This is a genomic window from Mesorhizobium sp. M6A.T.Cr.TU.016.01.1.1, from assembly GCF_003952585.1.
Lineage (GTDB): Bacteria > Pseudomonadota > Alphaproteobacteria > Rhizobiales > Rhizobiaceae > Mesorhizobium > Mesorhizobium mediterraneum.
Genome location: NZ_CP034452.1, coordinates 6,360,781 through 6,376,713, shown reverse-complemented (window position 1 = coordinate 6,376,713; position 15,933 = coordinate 6,360,781). Strand labels below are relative to the sequence as shown.

Below are 15,933 nucleotides of genomic sequence, written 5' to 3'. Positions count from 1 at the left end.
GCATGGCAAGGCCCAGCCAAGCCGAACAAGAGGTTCTTGATCGCCGTTTCATGGCGGCGGCACTCAGGCTGTCGCGGAAAAACGCCGGGCGGACCTCGACCAACCCTTCGGTCGGCACGCTGATCGTGCGCGACGACGGCACCGGGCCGATGATCGTCGGCACCGGTGTCACCGCTGTCGGTGGCCGGCCGCATGCCGAAACGGAAGCGCTGGCTGAGGCCGGCGAGCTCGCACGCGGCGCCACCGCCTATGTCACACTGGAGCCCTGCGCCCACCATGGCCGCACGCCGCCTTGCGCCAATGCATTGGTCAATGCCGGCGTCGCGCGGGTGGTTGGGGCCGCGAGCGACCCCGATCCACGCGTGTCCGGCAATGGCTACGCGATCCTGCGTGCCGCCGGTGTCGAAGTGGTCGAAAACGTGCTGGTGGCAGAAGCCGCCGAGCAGATGGCAGGCTATCTCATTCGATCCCTCAAAAAGCGTCCGGAAGTGATTCTGAAACTTGCGCTTTCCAGCGACGGCAAGATCGGCGTGGAAGGTGAGGGGCAGGTCTCGATCACCGGCGACATCGCCCGCCGTGAAGTCTATCTGATGCGGGCCGAAGCCGACGGCATATTGATCGGCATCGGCACGGCGCTGGAGGACGATCCGGCGCTGACGGTGCGATTGCCGGGGCTGGAAAACCGTTCGCCGGCGCGCATCGTGCTCGACCGCCAGATCAGGCTGCCGGAGACGTCGAAACTGGTTGCCGGCGTCGACCGGGTTCCGCTCTATGTCGCCGCCTGGGCGGAAGCCGATCCGCAGCGGCGGGCCGCGCTTGAACGCGCCGGCGTGCGCTTCATCGGCACGGAAACGCATGAAGGTGGCGTTGCGCTGCCGGAGCTGCTCGAGGACCTGGCCGCGCTCGGCATGGCGAGCGTGCTGGTCGAGGGCGGCGCCAAGGTGGCCGAGGCCTTCCTCGCCGAAGGGCTGGTCGACCGGATCGTGCTGTTCCAGGGGCTGGAGCCGATCGGCAAGGGCGGCATTGCATCGCCCATCGACGCCAGCCATATCCCGGCAGGATTTCGCAAATTGCGCGACATGCGTTTCGGCGAAGACAGTTACGCCGAGTGGATAAGGGACATCTGATGTTTACCGGAATTGTCACCGATGTCGGCACCGTCGCTGCCGTCAAGCCGCTGAGGGAAGGGGTCGGCTTGCGTATAGACACCGCTTATGACCCTGAGACGATCGCTATCGGCGCTTCGATTTCTTGCGGCGGCGTCTGCCTGACTGTGACGGCGCTGCCGGAAAGCGGCGCCAATGCACGCTGGTTCGAGGCCGAGGCGTGGGAAGAGGCGCTCAGGCTGACGACAATGGCGGACTGGAAATCCGGCACGAGGATCAATCTGGAGCGGGCGCTGAAAATCGGCGACGAGCTCGGTGGCCACATTGTATCAGGCCATGTCGACGGCATGGCCGAGATCGTGGGGCGCAAGGAGGAAGGCGACGCCGTGCGCTTCACGCTGGACGCGCCGCGCGACCTGGCCAAATTCATCGCGCCCAAGGGCTCCGTCGCGCTCGACGGCACCTCGCTCACCGTCAACAAGGTCGAGGGCACCCGCTTCGACGTGCTGCTGATCCATCACTCGCTGACGGTGACAACCTGGGGCGAACGCCAGGTCGGTGACCGAGTCAACTTAGAGATCGACACCATGGCCCGCTATGCGGCGCGGCTAGTGGAGGCGGCGAAAGAGGGGCTTTAGAAATTTCTTCGCAACCCCGAGCGATAGCGGTAGACAGTCGTCAGGAGAACGGAACGGCTATGACTTCGCTTGAATGCCGACCTTTGCAGCTATCTGATCGGGACCGCCAGGTTTTCGTGGATGCTCTTCTCAAGCCGCAGCCGGTCAACGATCGTTTGCGCGACACGGTGCGCAGATATCGGCGGGCTACTTGCTCTCGGGAGGCGGGCTCTGAATTTGTCGGGCCGAAAGACTTGCCTCCGGCACGGCAGGAATAGCCGAGCGCCTGGCAACATTCCAACATCTTCGCTTGCGATCAAACCGGCTTCGGCCTAAGTCACCGGCGATCCCGGAGACATCTATGGCTGGCACATCCCAACACGGCAAAGCGTTCATTCGCCCGAAGAAGAAGGCCCACCTTCTTGTCATCGAGGCGCGCTTCCATGACGATCTTGCCGACGCGCTGCTCGAAGGCGCGACAACCGCGCTCGATGAAGCGGGCGCGACATACGATGTCGTCACCGTTCCGGGCTCGCTCGAGATTCCCGCGGTGATTTCTTTCGCGCTCGACGGCGCCGCCGAAGGCGGGCCAAGCTATGACGGTTTTGTCGCCCTCGGCACCGTCGTGCGCGGTGACACCTATCATTTCGACATCGTCGCCAATGAATCGAGCCGTGCCCTGATGGATCTCTCCGTGCAGGAAGCGGTCTGCATCGGCAACGGCATCCTGACCACCGAAAACGACGAGCAGGCCTGGACGCGGGCCAAACGCTCGGAAGGCGACAAGGGCGGCTTTGCCGCGCGTGCGGCGCTGACTATGATTGCCCTCAAGCAACAGTTGGGAGAGCAATCGTGAGCGAACCCGCATCACCCGGCCAGCCCGCGGCACGCCACGCCAACAAGCGCGGTGCTGCCCGTCTGGCCGCCGTGCAGGCGCTCTACCAGATGGATGTGGCCGGCAGCGGCGTCTTCGAGATCACCGCCGAATACGAGGCGTTCAGGCTCGGCAAGGAGGTCGACGGCGCCCTCTATCGCGAGGCCGACGCGCAATGGTTTCGCGCCATCCTCGCCGGCGTCGTCGAGAACCAGAAGACCATCGACCCGATCATCCGCCAGGCGCTGACCGAGGACTGGCCATTGTCCAGGCTCGATTCGACGCTGCGCGCCATATTGCGCGCCGGGGTCTACGAGCTGATGAAGCGAGAGGACGTGCCGGTGGCTGTCATCGTTTCGGAATATGTCGATATCGCCAAGGCGTTTTACGAAGAAGACGAGCCGAAGCTGGTCAACGCGGTGCTCGATCGCGTGTCGCGCCGGGTGCGCGGCGAGGGGCGTGGCAAGGACGCTTCATGACGGCCATTGCTATCGCCGAGGCTGGTAGGGAAGCGCGTCGAACCGCGTTCATCCTTGCGGCCTCGCAGGCCATCATCGGCTCGGCCGCGCCTATCGCCATTTCCCTGGGTGCGCTGGCCGGACAACATCTGCTCGATGCGGACAAGTCGCTGGCGACGGCGCCGGTCACGGGCTTCAACGTCGGCGTGGCGCTCGGTTCCCTGCCGGCGGCAGCCATCATCCGCTGGCTCGGCCAGCGCGACGGTTTCATGGCCGGCACGATTATCACTGCGCTGGGTGGACTGGTCGCCACACTGGCGCTGTTCCACCCCAACTTCTGGCTGTTCGCCTTCGGACTGGCTGTGATCGGGGTGGGCGGTGCCTTCGTCCAGCAGTTCCGTTTCGCTGCCGCCGACAATGCGACGCCGGAGTTCAAGGCGCGCGCCATCTCCTTCGTGCTGGCCGGCGGCGTCGTCACCGCCATACTCGGGCCGCAGATCGTCATCTTCACCCGCGATCTGTTCTCGCCGGTGATGTTTGCCGGCTCGTTTGCATCCATCCTGGTGCTGGCCGCGGTCGGCGCCGCCATTCTCTCTTTGCTGCGCATTCCGGCCAAGGCAACTGGCAAAGTGGAGATCGCCGACAGCGACGCGCGGCCGCTCTCCGAGATCGTCACCAGGCCGCGTTTCGTTGCGGCGCTGTTTTGTGCCGTCGGCAGCTACGCACTGATGAGCTTCGTCATGACCGGCGCGCCGCTGGCCATGGTCGGCTGCGGCCTGTCGACGGACGATGCCACGCTCGGTATTTCCTGGCATGTCATGGCGATGTTTGCGCCGAGCTTCTTCACGGGGTCGCTGATCCACCGCTTCGGCGCCGAGCGGATCGTGGCGGCCGGACTGGTGTTGCTGATCGGCTGCGCCGTGGTGGCGCTGTCGGGCTTGGCGCTGTGGCAGTTCTGGACGGCGCTGATCCTGCTCGGCCTCGGCTGGAATTTCGGCTTCATCGGCGCCACCGCCATGGTGGCCGACAGCTATCGGCCGTCCGAGAAAGGCAAGGTCCAGGGTTTTCACGACTTCGTCCTGTTCGGCTCCGTCGCCTTTGCTTCGCTGATGTCGGGTGCGGTCTACAATGCCTGGGGCTGGGAAATGCTCAACTGGATCATCTTCCCTGTCGTCGTGCTGTGCTTCGTGGCTCTGGGCGCATTGAAGATGACGAGCGCGCGGCAGACCAGCGCATGACCCCGAACCGAAGGTTCGGAAAGGATCATGCGCAAAATCAAAAGTACTACAGCGTCCTTGCGCGTCCAAACGGACGCGCGGCGCTGTAGTGACATGACGCTGTCGGGACGAGGCAGCAGCGGATTCACCCGCATACGAACAAAATTATTGCGCCCATCCCCCCTCTTATGAAACCGTGTACCCCGACGGGGCATTGAAGCCATGCTCATATGCGGCAGCCGTAATCCGGTTCTCAGCAAGGGATTTGTGAAATGTTTTCAGTCAAGGTTCTGGCCGGCGCGGCACTGGCGCTCGGCATCACCGCGGCCTCGGCGAGCGCTCAAGTGGTCGTGTCGTCGAAGATCGACACCGAAGGCGGCGTGCTCGGCAACATCATCCAGCTGGTGCTGAACGCCAACAACATCCAGACCACCGATCGCATCCAGCTCGGCGGCACCCCTGTGGTGCGCAAGGCGATCACCGCCGGCGAGATCGACATCTATCCGGAATACACCGGCAACGCCGCCTTCTTCTTCGAAAAGGCCGACGATCCCGTGTGGAAGGATGCGGCGAAAGCCTATGAGACGGCCAAGAAGCTCGACCACGATGCCAACAAGATCGTCTGGCTGTCGCCGTCGCCGGCCAACAACACCTGGGCGATCGCACTGCGCAAGGATGTCTCCGAGACCAACAAGCTGGCGACGCTGTCCGACTTCGGCAAATATGTCTCCGGCGGCGGCCAGGTGGTGCTGGCGGCCTCGGCCGAGTTCGTCAATTCGGCCGCCGCGCTGCCGGCGTTCCAGACCACCTATGGCTTCACCCTGAAGCCGGACCAGCTGATCACGCTGTCCGGCGGCGATACGGCGGCGACCATCGCCGCTGCGGCGAACCAGACCAACGGTGCCAACGCCGCCATGGTCTACGGCACCGATGGCGGCATCGCGCCGTCCGGCCTGGTCGTGCTCGAAGACGATAAGGGCGTGCAGCCGGTCTACCAGCCGGCGCCGATCATCCGCGAGGCGGTGCTGAAGGAGCATCCTGAGATCGAGACGCTGCTGAAGCCGGTCTTCGCCAAGCTCGATCTCGTCACCCTGCAGGAACTGAACGGCCGCGTGCAGGTCGGCGGCGAGCCGGCCAAGGGCGTCGCCGAAGATTTTTTGAAGAAGAACGGGTTTCTGAAGTAGTCAGCCCGTTTGGAAAATGACGCCGGTGCGAGGCGCCCCCCTCTGGCCTGCCGGCCATCTCCCCCACACGGGGGGAGATTGGATGCACGCTCGGCTTCCGCCAATCGCCAACGGGGAAGATGGATCGGCGGCAATGAAGCTGCCGATCTCCCCCCAAGTGGGGAAGATGTCCGGCAGGACAGAGGGGGGCGCGACGGAGCACGACGGTCCTGACGTCAGGTCCTCAAGTCGCCGCCATCGCATAGGTACGTCATGACCATCCGCTTCGACAAGCTCGGCGTGGTCATCGCCGTGATCGTTGCCTATGCTGCTTTCGCGGCGCCCTTCGCCACCTTCCGCGCCAACCGCATCGTGCCAGGCGAGGCACGCTCGATCCTCGACGCTCTGCCTGCGGTGACAGGCCCGCTGCTGCTGGCAATCGTGCTTATCGCGGCGCTCATCGCGCTGTTGAAGACACCGCTGATCCTGCGCCTTGCCGCAAGTGTGGCCGCGCTTGCAGCACTGGCGCTGCTGATCGGGGTCGCCGGCAGCTTCCTGACGCCTGAGGGCAACACCTTTGCCCGCATCTCGCCGGCCTCGGGTTTCTGGCTGCTCATCTTCGCCTTTACGCTTTTGCTCGCCGATGTGCTGACAAGGCTGAACCTGTCGCCAGGGGCGCGGATCGGCGTGCTCGTCGTCGCGACAGCGGCGATCGGCCTGCTGCTGGTCTCGGGAAGCTGGAACAGCCTGTCGATCCTCAAGGAATATGCCAACCGTGCCGACAGTTTCTGGGCGGAAGGCTCCAAGCATGTGACGCTGGCGCTGGGGTCGCTGGCGGCGGCGGTGATCGCAGGCCTGCCGCTCGGCATTCTCTGCCACCGCGTCGAGAAATTGCGGGCCGGCGTGCTCAACGTGCTGAACATCATCCAGACCATTCCCTCGATCGCGCTGTTCGGCCTGCTGATCGCGCCGCTCGGCTGGGTCGCGACGCATGTGCCCGGCGCTGCCTCCCTCGGCATTCGCGGCATCGGCACCGCGCCCGCCTTCGTCGCCCTGTTCCTCTATTCGCTGCTGCCGGTGGTGGCCAACACCGTGGTCGGTCTTGCCGGCGTGCCGCGCGCCGCCAACGACGCCGCGCGCGGCATGGGCATGACCGAGCGCCAGCGCCTGTTCGGCGTCGAATTTCCGCTGGCTTTCCCGGTGATCCTCACCGGCATCCGCATCGTGCTGGTCCAGAACATCGGCCTTGCCACCATTGCCGCGCTGATCGGCGGCGGTGGCTTCGGCGTGTTCGTGTTCCAGGGCGTTGGCCAGACCGCGATGGACCTGGTGCTGCTCGGCGCCATACCGACGGTGGCGCTCGCCTTTGCCGCCGCCATCATCCTCGACGCGGTGATCGAGATGACCTCCACCAAGAGACGCGAGGCGCAACCGGCATGATCGAGATCGAAGGCATTACCAAGCGCTATGATGCGACAACGGTGGTCGACGACGTGTCGATGGTGATCGAGCCGCGCACCATCGCCGTCATCGTCGGCACTTCCGGTTCCGGCAAGACGACGCTGCTTCGCATGATCAACCGGCTGGTCGAGCCGACCGCGGGCGTGATCAAGCTCGACGGCGCCGACAACCGCTCGCTGCCCGGCTATGAGCTGCGCCGCAGCATCGGCTACGCCATCCAGGGCCACGGGCTGTTTCCGCATCGCACGGTGGCGCAGAACATCGCCACCGTGCCGGTGCTGCTCGGCTGGGACAAGGCCCGCATCAAGGCCCGTGTCGACGAGTTGATGACGCTCTACCAGCTCGATCCCCAGGCGTTCGGGCCACGTTATCCGCACGAGCTTTCCGGCGGTCAGCAGCAGCGCGTCGGCGTCGCCCGCGCCCTTGCCGCGGAGCCGAACGTGCTGTTGATGGACGAGCCGTTCGGCGCGCTCGACCCGATCATCCGCAACAAGGCGCAGGAGGATCTTCTGGCGATCCAGAAGCGCTTCGGCACCACCATCATCCTCGTCACCCATGACATGGAAGAGGCGGTGCATATGGGCGACAAGATCGCGGTGATGGATGCCGGCAAGCTGGTGCAATATGCCAAGCCCGCCGAGATCCTGGCGAGGCCGGCCAGCGCTTTCGTCGAGAGCCTGGTCGGTGCCAGCGAAAAACCGTTCAGGCTGCTGTCGCTCGGCCGCGTGCGCGACGCGGTCGAGAAGGGCGGCGCAGAGGGCGATGCGATCCCCGGCGACGCCAGCCAGCGCGATGCGCTGGCCGAGCTCCTCTGGTCGGGCCGCCCGGCGCTGCCGGTGAAAGGCGCCGACGGCAAGCCGCTCGGCCGCGTGACGGTGGACGGGCTGGTGAAGCGCGCGGCGAGGCCGGCATGAAAGAGGCTGGCTTAAAAGCTTGGCTTCCATCGCTGCTCAGGCTTGTCCTGGTGGTGTTGCTCATTGCCTTCGTGACCAATCCCGATTGGTTCGAACCGCTGCTGAAGCCGCTTACCGAGAACAACGCGCCAGTGATCTACAACCAGGGAAGCCTGCTGTCGCTGACGCTGCTGCATCTGAGGATCGTGCTGATCGCCACCGTGGCCGCGACCATCGTTGCTGTGGCGCTCGCCATCCTGGTCACCAGGCCAGCCGGCGTCGAATTCCTGCCGCTGTCGCGCAGCCTAGTCAATATCGGCCAGACCTTTCCGCCGGTGGCGGTGCTGGCGCTTGCCGTGCCGGCCGTCGGCTTCGGCGAGAAGCCGACGCTGATCGCGCTGTTTCTCTACGGCCTGCTGCCGATCTTCGAGAACGCGCTGACCGGACTGACGACGCTGCCTGTCAACGTGGTCGAGGCGGCGCGCGGCGCCGGCATGACCGGCTGGCAAAGGCTGGTCAAGGTCGAGCTGCCGCTCAGCGCGCCGATCATTCTCGGCGGTATCCGGCTGTCGGTGGTCATCAGCCTCGCCACCGCGACGATCGGCTCGACCGTGGCGGCCAGGACACTGGGCGAGGTGATCATCGCCGGTCTGTTGTCGAACAACCTCGCCTTCATCCTGCAGGGCGGCCTGATCGTCGCCGCCCTTGCTGTGCTGATCTATGACGGGCTGTCGGCGATCGAGCGCTACACCGCGCGCCGCATGGGGCGAGAGACAGCGTAGCACCTCGGGCGAGGTTCGTTCGCTTCAGTGTCCGCCCGAACGCGCCGGGTGATCGAGCGTCACCTCAAGCGTGGTGCCCGTCTCGCCCGAAATCCAGCGGCGGCGGACGATTGCAAAATCATATTGTCCAGCGTCTGGAACGGCCAGCAGAAGGCTTTCATGTTCTACATGACTATGCTGGCGGTGCTGATCTTCGTCGTCCAGCCGGACGGCGACCTGCGCAAAGGCTGACGACCGCCTGCCGTTTTCAATCGATCTAATTGGGCGGCGGCGCCGGCGGGCGTGTCGCCGCCCATAGCTTTTGGGCGAAAGCCGGGCAAAAACCGAACAATATCTTGACGTTCACTGCCCTGTTTCGCATAAGCCGGTGCGAAGGGAGCGGATTCCGCGCGCGGAATCCGCTCCCTGTCTCAACGGCCCAGGGAGGGGTTCTTTTGGGTCATCAATCGAGGAAAATCCGGCAATGACCATAATTTCAGCTGTCATCGCCTGCGGTCTGCTTTCAGTCCTTTACGCCATCTGGGCGACACGTTCGGTCCTCGCGGCCGATCAGGGCAATGCACGCATGCAGGAAATTTCCGCGGCCATCCGCGAAGGCGCCCAGGCCTATCTGGCGCGCCAGTACACCACCATCGCCATCGTCGGTGTCGTGGTCCTGCTGCTCGCCTGGTGGCTGCTTTCGATCACCGCCGCCATCGGCTTCCTGATCGGCGCCGTTTTGTCGGGCGCCGCTGGCTTCATCGGCATGCACGTCTCCGTGCGCGCCAATGTGCGCACCGCGCAGGCGGCTTCCAACAGCCTCGCTGCCGGCCTCGAGATCGCCTTCAAGTCGGGCGCCATCACCGGCATGCTGGTCGCGGGCCTAGCCCTGCTCGGCGTCTCGATCTACTACCTGATCCTCACCCACTTCATGGGCCTTCAGCCCAACGACCGTGTCGTCATCGACTCGCTGGTTTCGCTCGGCTTCGGCGCCTCGCTGATCTCGATCTTCGCCCGTCTCGGCGGCGGCATCTTCACCAAGGGCGCCGACGTCGGCGGCGATCTCGTCGGCAAAGTCGAAGCCGGCATTCCCGAAGACGATCCGCGCAATCCGGCCACCATCGCCGACAACGTCGGCGATAATGTCGGCGACTGCGCCGGCATGGCCGCCGACCTGTTCGAGACCTATGCGGTGACGGTGGTCGCCACCATGGTACTCGCCGCAATCTTCTTCGGCGGCACCGCCGTACTCGGCGCCACGATGCTCTATCCGCTGGCCATCTGCGGCGCCTGCATCCTGACTTCCATCGTCGGCACTTTCTTCGTCAAGCTCGGCTCCAACGGCTCGATCATGGGTGCGCTCTACAAGGGCCTGATCGTCACCGGCCTGCTGTCCATTATCGGCCTCGGCGTCGCCACCTCGGTAACACTGGGCTGGGGCGAGATCGGCACGGTCGCCGGCATGGCCATCACCGGCAGGAACCTGTTCATCTGCGGCCTGATCGGCCTTCTGGTGACCGGCCTCATCGTGGTGATCACCGAATACTACACCGGCACCGACAAGCGCCCGGTGAACTCCATTGCCCAGGCTTCGGTCACCGGTCACGGCACCAACGTCATCCAGGGCCTTGCGGTCTCGCTGGAATCGACGGCGCTTCCGGCGATCGTCATCGTCGGCGGCATCATATCGACCTACCAGCTCGCCGGCCTCTACGGCACGGCGATCGCGGTCACCACGATGCTCGGCCTCGCCGGCATGATCGTCGCGCTCGACGCCTTCGGCCCGGTCACCGACAATGCCGGCGGCATTGCCGAGATGGCCGGCTTGCCCAAGGAAGTGCGCCAATCCACCGATGCGCTCGACGCTGTCGGCAACACCACCAAGGCGGTGACCAAGGGGTACGCCATCGGTTCGGCCGGTCTCGGCGCGCTGGTGCTGTTCGCGGCCTACTCTAACGATCTGAAGTTCTTTGCCGCCAATGGCGACAAATATCCTTACTTCCAGGGCATGGGCGAAGTCTCCTTCGACCTCTCCAACCCTTACGTCGTCGCCGGCCTGATCTTCGGCGGCCTAATCCCCTATCTGTTCGGCGGCATCGCCATGACGGCGGTCGGCCGCGCGGCAGGCGCCATCGTCGAGGAGGTGCGCAAGCAGTTCCGCGAGGATCCGGGCATCATGGCCGGCACGTCGAAGCCGAACTATGCGCGTGCGGTCGATCTTCTGACCAAGGCGGCGATCCGGGAAATGATCATTCCGTCGCTGCTGCCGGTGTTGGCGCCGCTGGTCGTCTATTTCGGCGTGCTGCTGATCTCGGGCTCGAAGGCATCCGCCTTTGCAGCGCTTGGCGCCTCGCTGCTCGGCGTCATCGTCAACGGCCTGTTCGTCGCCATCTCGATGACCTCTGGCGGCGGCGCCTGGGACAACGCGAAAAAATCGTTCGAGGACGGCTTCACCGACAAAAATGGCGTCAAGCACCTCAAGGGCTCCGAGGCGCACAAGGCCTCGGTGACCGGCGACACGGTCGGCGATCCTTACAAGGACACCGCCGGTCCGGCAGTCAACCCGGCGATCAAGATCACCAACATCGTCGCCCTGCTGCTGCTGGCCGTGCTCGCGCACGGCTGAGGCCGCTTAGCCCCAGGGCCGAAATCCAGAACTACACCCGCGGGAGCGATCCCGCGGGTTTTTCATTTTTGAATGTTTCGCGAGGCCTGCGACAATGGCTGCTGCCTCAAAACGAAAACCCGCAGGATCGCTCCCGCGGGTTTTCGGTCGCCTGAGATGTTGCTGCTTCCAAGGAAGCAAAAGAGAGGAAGAAAGGCCGAAAGGAATCAGCCGCCGGGCATGCCGCCGCTACCGCCGGGTAGGCCGGGCGCCAGCTTGCTGGCGCCGTTGATGATCTGGCTGAGGAAGTTCTGGTCCTTGCCGCCGGTCGGCGTGGTGCGCGAGATGAAGTCGAACACCTTGCCGTCCTTCAAGCCGTAATTGGCGATCTGGGTAACGCGCCCGTCCTCGCCGAAATAGACGGCCAGCACCTTCTGGTCGACCAGCCTCGGCTTGTCGAAGGCGACGTAACGCTTGCGCGTCTGTGAGATGTAGTAGAAGGCCTCGTTGTCGAAAGTCGCCTTCGTCGATGGCGTGCCGAGCGCCAGAAGCACCTGTTCGCGGCTCGAGCCGACCGGCACCAGGTCGATCGCCTGCTGGTCGATGACGTAGCCCTGCGTCAGCGTCTCGCTCGGATTGAGATCACCGATCATCTTCGACGAGTTGCAGGCGGAAAGCGCCGAAGCGAGCACCAGCAGCGAGATCGCGCCGGCGGACCTGGACAAAGCGGGCCTGGGCAGAAAAGTCGACTTGAATTTCAGCGCGCGCAACTACAACTCCATTAGCTGGCCGCAACTTGCGCTGGGCCGCAAAACCGGTAAACCAGCTTGCTCGCCGATGCAACAAGGCCAATTCAACAAACGGTCCCCGGGAGACCACCCTCAATGTTCCAGCGCCTTTTTGGTCGCGAACGTCACGCCAACCGCGCTATCACCGAGGCGCTTTACGCACAAATCGTGGCAGCGGCGCGGCAAACCGTGTTTTATTCCGACTGGAATGTACCGGACACGCCGCTTGGCCGCTTCGAGATGCTGTCGCTGCACATGTTCCTGTTTCAGCACCGGCTGCGCGGCGAGGGCGGCGTTGCCGGGGAGGTCGCGCAGGTGCTGATCGACGAGTTCTTCATAGATGTCGAGCATTCGCTGCGGGAACTGGGCGTCGGCGACGTCGGTGTGCCGAAGCGCATGAAGAAACTGGCGAAGATGTTCTACGGCCGCACCGCCGCTTATGACGATGCGCTGGAGCGAAATGACCACGACGCACTTTCTATTGCCCTTGCCCGCAATGTCAGGCCCGATGCCGGCGCCTGGCCGCAAGCAACGGATCTGGCCGGCTACGTCGCCGATGTCTCCAGGCGACTCGCGGAACAGCCGACCGAATCGATTGTTTCCGGCACGGTGGCATTCCCCGTCCCCAAGACTATCTAAGGAAAAGATGAAACACGCCGATTCCCAGAGCCCTGTGTCCTTCGTGGCCAATGTCGCTCGGCTGCCGCAAAAGGGGCTGCCGGTGGTGATCGAGGCCGACGCCGCGCAACGCGCCGCGCTGGCGGGCGAGCACGAGCTGCTCTCGGTCGAGAACTACCACGCCGAACTCCTGGTGACGCCATGGAAGCGCAACGGCGTCAAGGTTAGCGGCCGCGTCGAGGCCGACATCACCCAGGCCTGCATCGTCACCCTCGACCCGGTCACGGCGCATATCGACGAGGCGGTCGACGGGTTGTTCCTGCCGGAGCAGTCCAAGCTCGGGCGGCAGGGTTTCGAGGGCGGCGGCGAGATACTGCTCGATGCCGAAGGGCCGGACAGCCCGGAGACGTTTTCCGGCAATACGATTGACGTCGGGGCGCTCGCCGAGCAGTTCTTTGGACTGGCGATCGATCCCTATCCGCGCAAGCAAGGCGTTTCGATGGAGGCTGCCGACGATGCCGGGACTGAGGAAAGCGAATTCCAGCAAAAGCTGCGTTCCCTGCTGGGAAAATCCTGAAAAGCCGACCCAATCGGAGAAAGCCGGTTGTGCGGCAGCCCAAAAACGCTATTTTCGCCGAACCTTCGCGAGCCCCAAACCGTTGCCAGCGCCAGGCGCTCGCTCAAGCAAACTGTGAGATGAATACCGCGTGATCAGGATTTCCATCGATGCCATGGGCGGCGATCACGGACCAAGCGTGGTCATCCCGGCGCTCATGACGGTCGCGACCCGGCGTCCCGACATCCGTTTCGTCATCTATGGTCGCGAGGAGGCGGTGCGCCCCGAGCTCGCAAAATTCCCCAAGCTGGCGGAAGTGAGCGAGTTCATCCATTGCGAGATAGCGGTCAGGATGGACGACAAGCCGAGCCAGGCGCTGCGCCACGGCCGCTGGAAGTCGTCGATGTGGAAGGCCGTCGAGGCAGTCAAGGCAGGCACTGCCGACGCCTGCATCTCGGCCGGCAACACCGGCGCGCTGATGGCGATGTCGAGATTCTGCCTTCGCACCATGGCGACCATCGACCGCCCGGCGATCGCGGCGCTCTGGCCAACATTGCGCGGCGAAAGCGTGGTGTTGGACGTCGGCGCCACCATCGGCGCGGATGCGCATCAACTGGTTGATTTTGCCATTCTGGGCACCGGCATGGCGCGTTCGGTTTTCGGCATCGAACGGCCGAGCGTCGGCCTGCTCAATGTCGGCGTCGAGGAGATCAAGGGCCAGGAAGAGGTCAAGGAGGCGGGCCGCATGTTGCGCGAGGCCAACATGGCCTCGATGAACTACCATGGCTTCGTCGAGGGCGACGACATCGGCAAGGGCACGGTCGACGTGGTCGTCACCGAAGGATTTGCCGGCAATATCGCGCTGAAGACGGCGGAAGGAACGGTACGACAGATCGCCGGTTACCTGCGCGCCGCGATGAACCGGACGCTGATGGCCAGGATTGGCTATATGTTCGCCAAGGGCGCCTTCGATCGCCTGCGCGAGAAGATGGATGTCGGCCGCTCCAATGGCGGTGTTTTCCTGGGGCTGAACGGCATCGTGGTGAAAAGCCATGGCGGGGCCGATTCGGACGGCTTCGCGGCGGCGATCGAGCTTGGCTACGACATGGTGCGCAACAATCTGCTCGATCGCATCGAAGCCGACCTTGACCTGTTCCATGCGCGCAATCCGCATGCCCAGACATCTAGGAAATCCGACGTCGTTGCCGACGCAGAGGAATAGGAAAGAGCCTTGATCAGATCAGTCGTGCGCGGCACAGGCGCCGCGCTGCCCCGCCGCATTATGAAGAATGCCGATTTCGAAGGCATGGTTGAGACGTCAGACGAATGGATCGCCCAGCGCACCGGCATCCGCCAGCGCCATATCGCGGCCGACGACGAGACGACGGCTTCACTGGGCGAGGCGGCGGCGCGCGCGGCGCTGGCCAATGCCGGCCTGACGCCAGCCGATATCGACTTGATCGTGCTGGCGACGTCGACGCCCAACAACACCTTTCCGGCGACCGCTGTCGAGATCCAGAACCGGCTCGGCATGCATCACGGCTTCGCCTTCGACATGCAGGCGGTATGCTCGGGCTTCGTCTACGCGGTGACGACCGCCGACCTCTATATCCGTGGCGGCCTGGCAAAACGCGTGCTGGTGATCGGCTCGGAAACCTTCTCGCGCATCCTCGACTGGAGTGACCGCTCGACCTGCGTCCTGTTCGGCGACGGCGCCGGCGCGATGGTGCTGGAAGCAGGAGAGGGGGCGGGCAGCATTGCTGACCACGGCGTGCTGGCGGCCAGCCTGCGCTCCGACGGGGCCCACAAGGACAAGCTGTTCGTCGACGGTGGACCGTCGACCACCGGAACGGTGGGCCATCTCAGGATGGAAGGCCGCGAGGTGTTCAAGCACGCGGTCGGCATGATCACCGACGTCATTGAGGCGACGTTCGCACAGGCCGGCATCACCGCTGAGGATCTCGACTGGTTCGTGCCGCATCAGGCCAATAAGCGAATTATCGACGCTTCCGCCAAAAAGCTCGGGATAGCAGAGCAAAAAGTGGTGGTCACGGTCGATCTGCACGGCAACACCTCGGCTGCTTCCGTGCCGCTGGCTCTGTCGGTGGCTGTCGCCGACGGGCGCATCAAGAAGGGTGACCTGGTGCTGATCGAGGCGATGGGCGGGGGCTTCACTTGGGGCGCGGTTTTGGTTCGCTGGTAAGTTTGCCGAACTGACAGGTTCGGTCCTTGACCTTGCCGGATCAATTACTTAGGCTCTATCTTTGCTTGTATCGATTTATATTTTTGAGCTGATGGGACGGTTCGCATGGGGGGAAAGACACTTACGCGCGCCGATCTTGCTGAAGCCGTTTATCGCAAGGTCGGCTTGTCGCGTACTGAATCGGCCGAGCTCGTCGAAGCGGTGCTGGATGAGATTTGCGAAGCGATCGTTCGCGGTGAGACGGTGAAATTGTCGTCGTTCGCGACGTTCCATGTCCGCTCCAAGAACGAGCGCATCGGGCGCAATCCCAAAACCGGCGAGGAAGTGCCGATCCTGCCGCGCCGCGTGATGACCTTCAAATCATCGAATGTGCTGAAGAACCGCATCCTGCGCGCCCATCAGAACAGCAAGGCCAAGGGCAGCAAATAGCGCCTGCGCTTCAAAGCCTAGTTGAAAACGGCCGCCTCCTTTGACGCCGGGCTTGAATATTGTTTCATAAACCGCTGAAATAAGGCCCGATTCGGCAGAACAAGCTGGATCGGAATGGTTCTTTGTTGAGCATGACCTTGCCCGAAAAACCGATTCCCACCTTTCGGGATCATGCTCCAGCGTG

General features: G+C 64.0%; 18 protein-coding genes. 17 read left to right on the top strand and 1 reads right to left on the bottom strand.

Annotated elements, in window-relative coordinates; genetic code table 11:
* The first annotated feature begins 2 nt into the window (after positions 1-2).
* The 12 genes from ribD (at position 3) to EJ075_RS30880 (ending at position 11,176) form a co-directional block, all read left to right on the top strand.
* Positions 3-1,127: a bifunctional diaminohydroxyphosphoribosylaminopyrimidine deaminase/5-amino-6-(5-phosphoribosylamino)uracil reductase RibD gene (gene ribD, locus EJ075_RS30940; RefSeq protein WP_126106900.1), complete on the top strand. Its 1,125-nt coding sequence runs from the start codon at positions 3-5 to the stop codon at positions 1,125-1,127.
* The gene (locus EJ075_RS30935) at positions 1,127-1,744 is read left to right on the top strand and encodes a riboflavin synthase (RefSeq protein WP_126106899.1); all 618 of its coding nucleotides are present in this window, start codon (positions 1,127-1,129) and stop codon (positions 1,742-1,744) included. Before ribD ends, EJ075_RS30935 begins: the two co-directional genes overlap by 1 nt.
* 59 nt (positions 1,745-1,803) lie before the next feature.
* Entirely contained in the window at positions 1,804-2,001 is a 198-nt protein-coding gene (locus EJ075_RS34185; RefSeq protein ID WP_126106898.1) for a DUF1778 domain-containing protein, read from the top strand.
* 83 nt (positions 2,002-2,084) lie between these two features.
* Positions 2,085-2,579, top strand: coding sequence for a 6,7-dimethyl-8-ribityllumazine synthase (gene ribH / locus EJ075_RS30925; protein ID WP_126106897.1), 495 nt, complete (start codon positions 2,085-2,087; stop codon positions 2,577-2,579).
* Entirely contained in the window at positions 2,576-3,076 is a 501-nt protein-coding gene (gene nusB / locus EJ075_RS30920; RefSeq protein WP_095485769.1) for a transcription antitermination factor NusB, read from the top strand. Before ribH ends, nusB begins: the two co-directional genes overlap by 4 nt.
* Positions 3,073-4,293 (top strand): MFS transporter, encoded by a 1,221-nt coding sequence (locus tag EJ075_RS30915; RefSeq protein WP_095485770.1) that lies wholly within the window; start codon positions 3,073-3,075, stop codon positions 4,291-4,293. Before nusB ends, EJ075_RS30915 begins: the two co-directional genes overlap by 4 nt.
* A 251-nt stretch (positions 4,294-4,544) precedes the next feature.
* Positions 4,545-5,456, top strand: coding sequence for an ABC transporter substrate-binding protein (locus EJ075_RS30910; protein ID WP_126106896.1), 912 nt, complete (start codon positions 4,545-4,547; stop codon positions 5,454-5,456).
* Between the two features lie 252 nt (positions 5,457-5,708).
* Positions 5,709-6,875 (top strand): ABC transporter permease, encoded by a 1,167-nt coding sequence (locus tag EJ075_RS30900; protein ID WP_095485773.1) that lies wholly within the window; start codon positions 5,709-5,711, stop codon positions 6,873-6,875.
* A complete protein-coding gene (locus EJ075_RS30895) occupies positions 6,872-7,810 on the top strand; it encodes an ABC transporter ATP-binding protein (protein WP_126106895.1) in 939 nt (312 codons plus the stop codon). Before EJ075_RS30900 ends, EJ075_RS30895 begins: the two co-directional genes overlap by 4 nt.
* Positions 7,807-8,571 (top strand): ABC transporter permease, encoded by a 765-nt coding sequence (locus tag EJ075_RS30890; RefSeq protein ID WP_126106894.1) that lies wholly within the window; start codon positions 7,807-7,809, stop codon positions 8,569-8,571. Before EJ075_RS30895 ends, EJ075_RS30890 begins: the two co-directional genes overlap by 4 nt.
* A gap of 27 nt (positions 8,572-8,598) precedes the next feature.
* Positions 8,599-8,802 carry a hypothetical protein gene (locus tag EJ075_RS33900; protein WP_245458053.1) on the top strand — a complete coding sequence of 68 codons (204 nt, stop codon included), beginning with the start codon at positions 8,599-8,601 and terminating at the stop codon, positions 8,800-8,802.
* Positions 8,803-9,034: 232 nt separating this feature from the next.
* Positions 9,035-11,176, top strand: a complete 2,142-nt coding sequence (locus tag EJ075_RS30880; RefSeq protein ID WP_095485777.1) for a sodium-translocating pyrophosphatase — start codon at positions 9,035-9,037, stop codon at positions 11,174-11,176.
* A gap of 206 nt (positions 11,177-11,382) precedes the next feature.
* On the opposite strand, the gene EJ075_RS30875 is transcribed toward EJ075_RS30880, so the two are convergent.
* A complete protein-coding gene (locus EJ075_RS30875; RefSeq protein WP_126106893.1) occupies positions 11,383-11,925 on the bottom strand; it encodes an outer membrane protein assembly factor BamE in 543 nt (180 codons plus the stop codon).
* A 114-nt stretch (positions 11,926-12,039) separates the two neighbouring features.
* Between EJ075_RS30875 and EJ075_RS30870 the strand changes: the two genes are divergently transcribed.
* The 5 genes from EJ075_RS30870 (at position 12,040) to EJ075_RS30850 (ending at position 15,749) form a co-directional block, all read left to right on the top strand.
* Positions 12,040-12,582: a ubiquinol-cytochrome C chaperone family protein gene (locus EJ075_RS30870; RefSeq protein WP_126107522.1), complete on the top strand. Its 543-nt coding sequence runs from the start codon at positions 12,040-12,042 to the stop codon at positions 12,580-12,582.
* Between the two features lie 7 nt (positions 12,583-12,589).
* Positions 12,590-13,138 carry a DUF177 domain-containing protein gene (locus EJ075_RS30865; protein WP_126106892.1) on the top strand — a complete coding sequence of 183 codons (549 nt, stop codon included), beginning with the start codon at positions 12,590-12,592 and terminating at the stop codon, positions 13,136-13,138.
* A 130-nt stretch (positions 13,139-13,268) separates the two neighbouring features.
* A complete protein-coding gene (plsX, locus tag EJ075_RS30860; protein ID WP_095485781.1) occupies positions 13,269-14,339 on the top strand; it encodes a phosphate acyltransferase PlsX in 1,071 nt (356 codons plus the stop codon).
* A gap of 9 nt (positions 14,340-14,348) precedes the next feature.
* Positions 14,349-15,320, top strand: a complete 972-nt coding sequence (locus EJ075_RS30855; protein WP_095485782.1) for a beta-ketoacyl-ACP synthase III — start codon at positions 14,349-14,351, stop codon at positions 15,318-15,320.
* 105 nt (positions 15,321-15,425) lie between these two features.
* Positions 15,426-15,749 (top strand): integration host factor subunit alpha, encoded by a 324-nt coding sequence (locus tag EJ075_RS30850; RefSeq protein ID WP_095485783.1) that lies wholly within the window; start codon positions 15,426-15,428, stop codon positions 15,747-15,749.
* Positions 15,750-15,933 lie beyond the last annotated feature (184 nt).

Coding starts and splice junctions, on each gene's coding strand:
- EJ075_RS30910 (WP_126106896.1), top strand. CDS start 4,545: ATGTTTTCAGTCAAGGTTCTGGCCGGCGCGGCACTGGCGCTCGGCATC.
- EJ075_RS30900 (WP_095485773.1), top strand. CDS start 5,709: ATGACCATCCGCTTCGACAAGCTCGGCGTGGTCATCGCCGTGATCGTT.
- EJ075_RS30870 (WP_126107522.1), top strand. CDS start 12,040: ATGTTCCAGCGCCTTTTTGGTCGCGAACGTCACGCCAACCGCGCTATC.
- EJ075_RS30865 (WP_126106892.1), top strand. CDS start 12,590: ATGAAACACGCCGATTCCCAGAGCCCTGTGTCCTTCGTGGCCAATGTC.
- EJ075_RS30935 (WP_126106899.1), top strand. CDS start 1,127: ATGTTTACCGGAATTGTCACCGATGTCGGCACCGTCGCTGCCGTCAAG.
- EJ075_RS30915 (WP_095485770.1), top strand. CDS start 3,073: ATGACGGCCATTGCTATCGCCGAGGCTGGTAGGGAAGCGCGTCGAACC.
- ribH (WP_126106897.1), top strand. CDS start 2,085: ATGGCTGGCACATCCCAACACGGCAAAGCGTTCATTCGCCCGAAGAAG.
- EJ075_RS30895 (WP_126106895.1), top strand. CDS start 6,872: ATGATCGAGATCGAAGGCATTACCAAGCGCTATGATGCGACAACGGTG.
- EJ075_RS30890 (WP_126106894.1), top strand. CDS start 7,807: ATGAAAGAGGCTGGCTTAAAAGCTTGGCTTCCATCGCTGCTCAGGCTT.
- EJ075_RS34185 (WP_126106898.1), top strand. CDS start 1,804: ATGACTTCGCTTGAATGCCGACCTTTGCAGCTATCTGATCGGGACCGC.
- EJ075_RS30850 (WP_095485783.1), top strand. CDS start 15,426: ATGGGGGGAAAGACACTTACGCGCGCCGATCTTGCTGAAGCCGTTTAT.
- EJ075_RS30880 (WP_095485777.1), top strand. CDS start 9,035: ATGACCATAATTTCAGCTGTCATCGCCTGCGGTCTGCTTTCAGTCCTT.
- ribD (WP_126106900.1), top strand. CDS start 3: ATGGCAAGGCCCAGCCAAGCCGAACAAGAGGTTCTTGATCGCCGTTTC.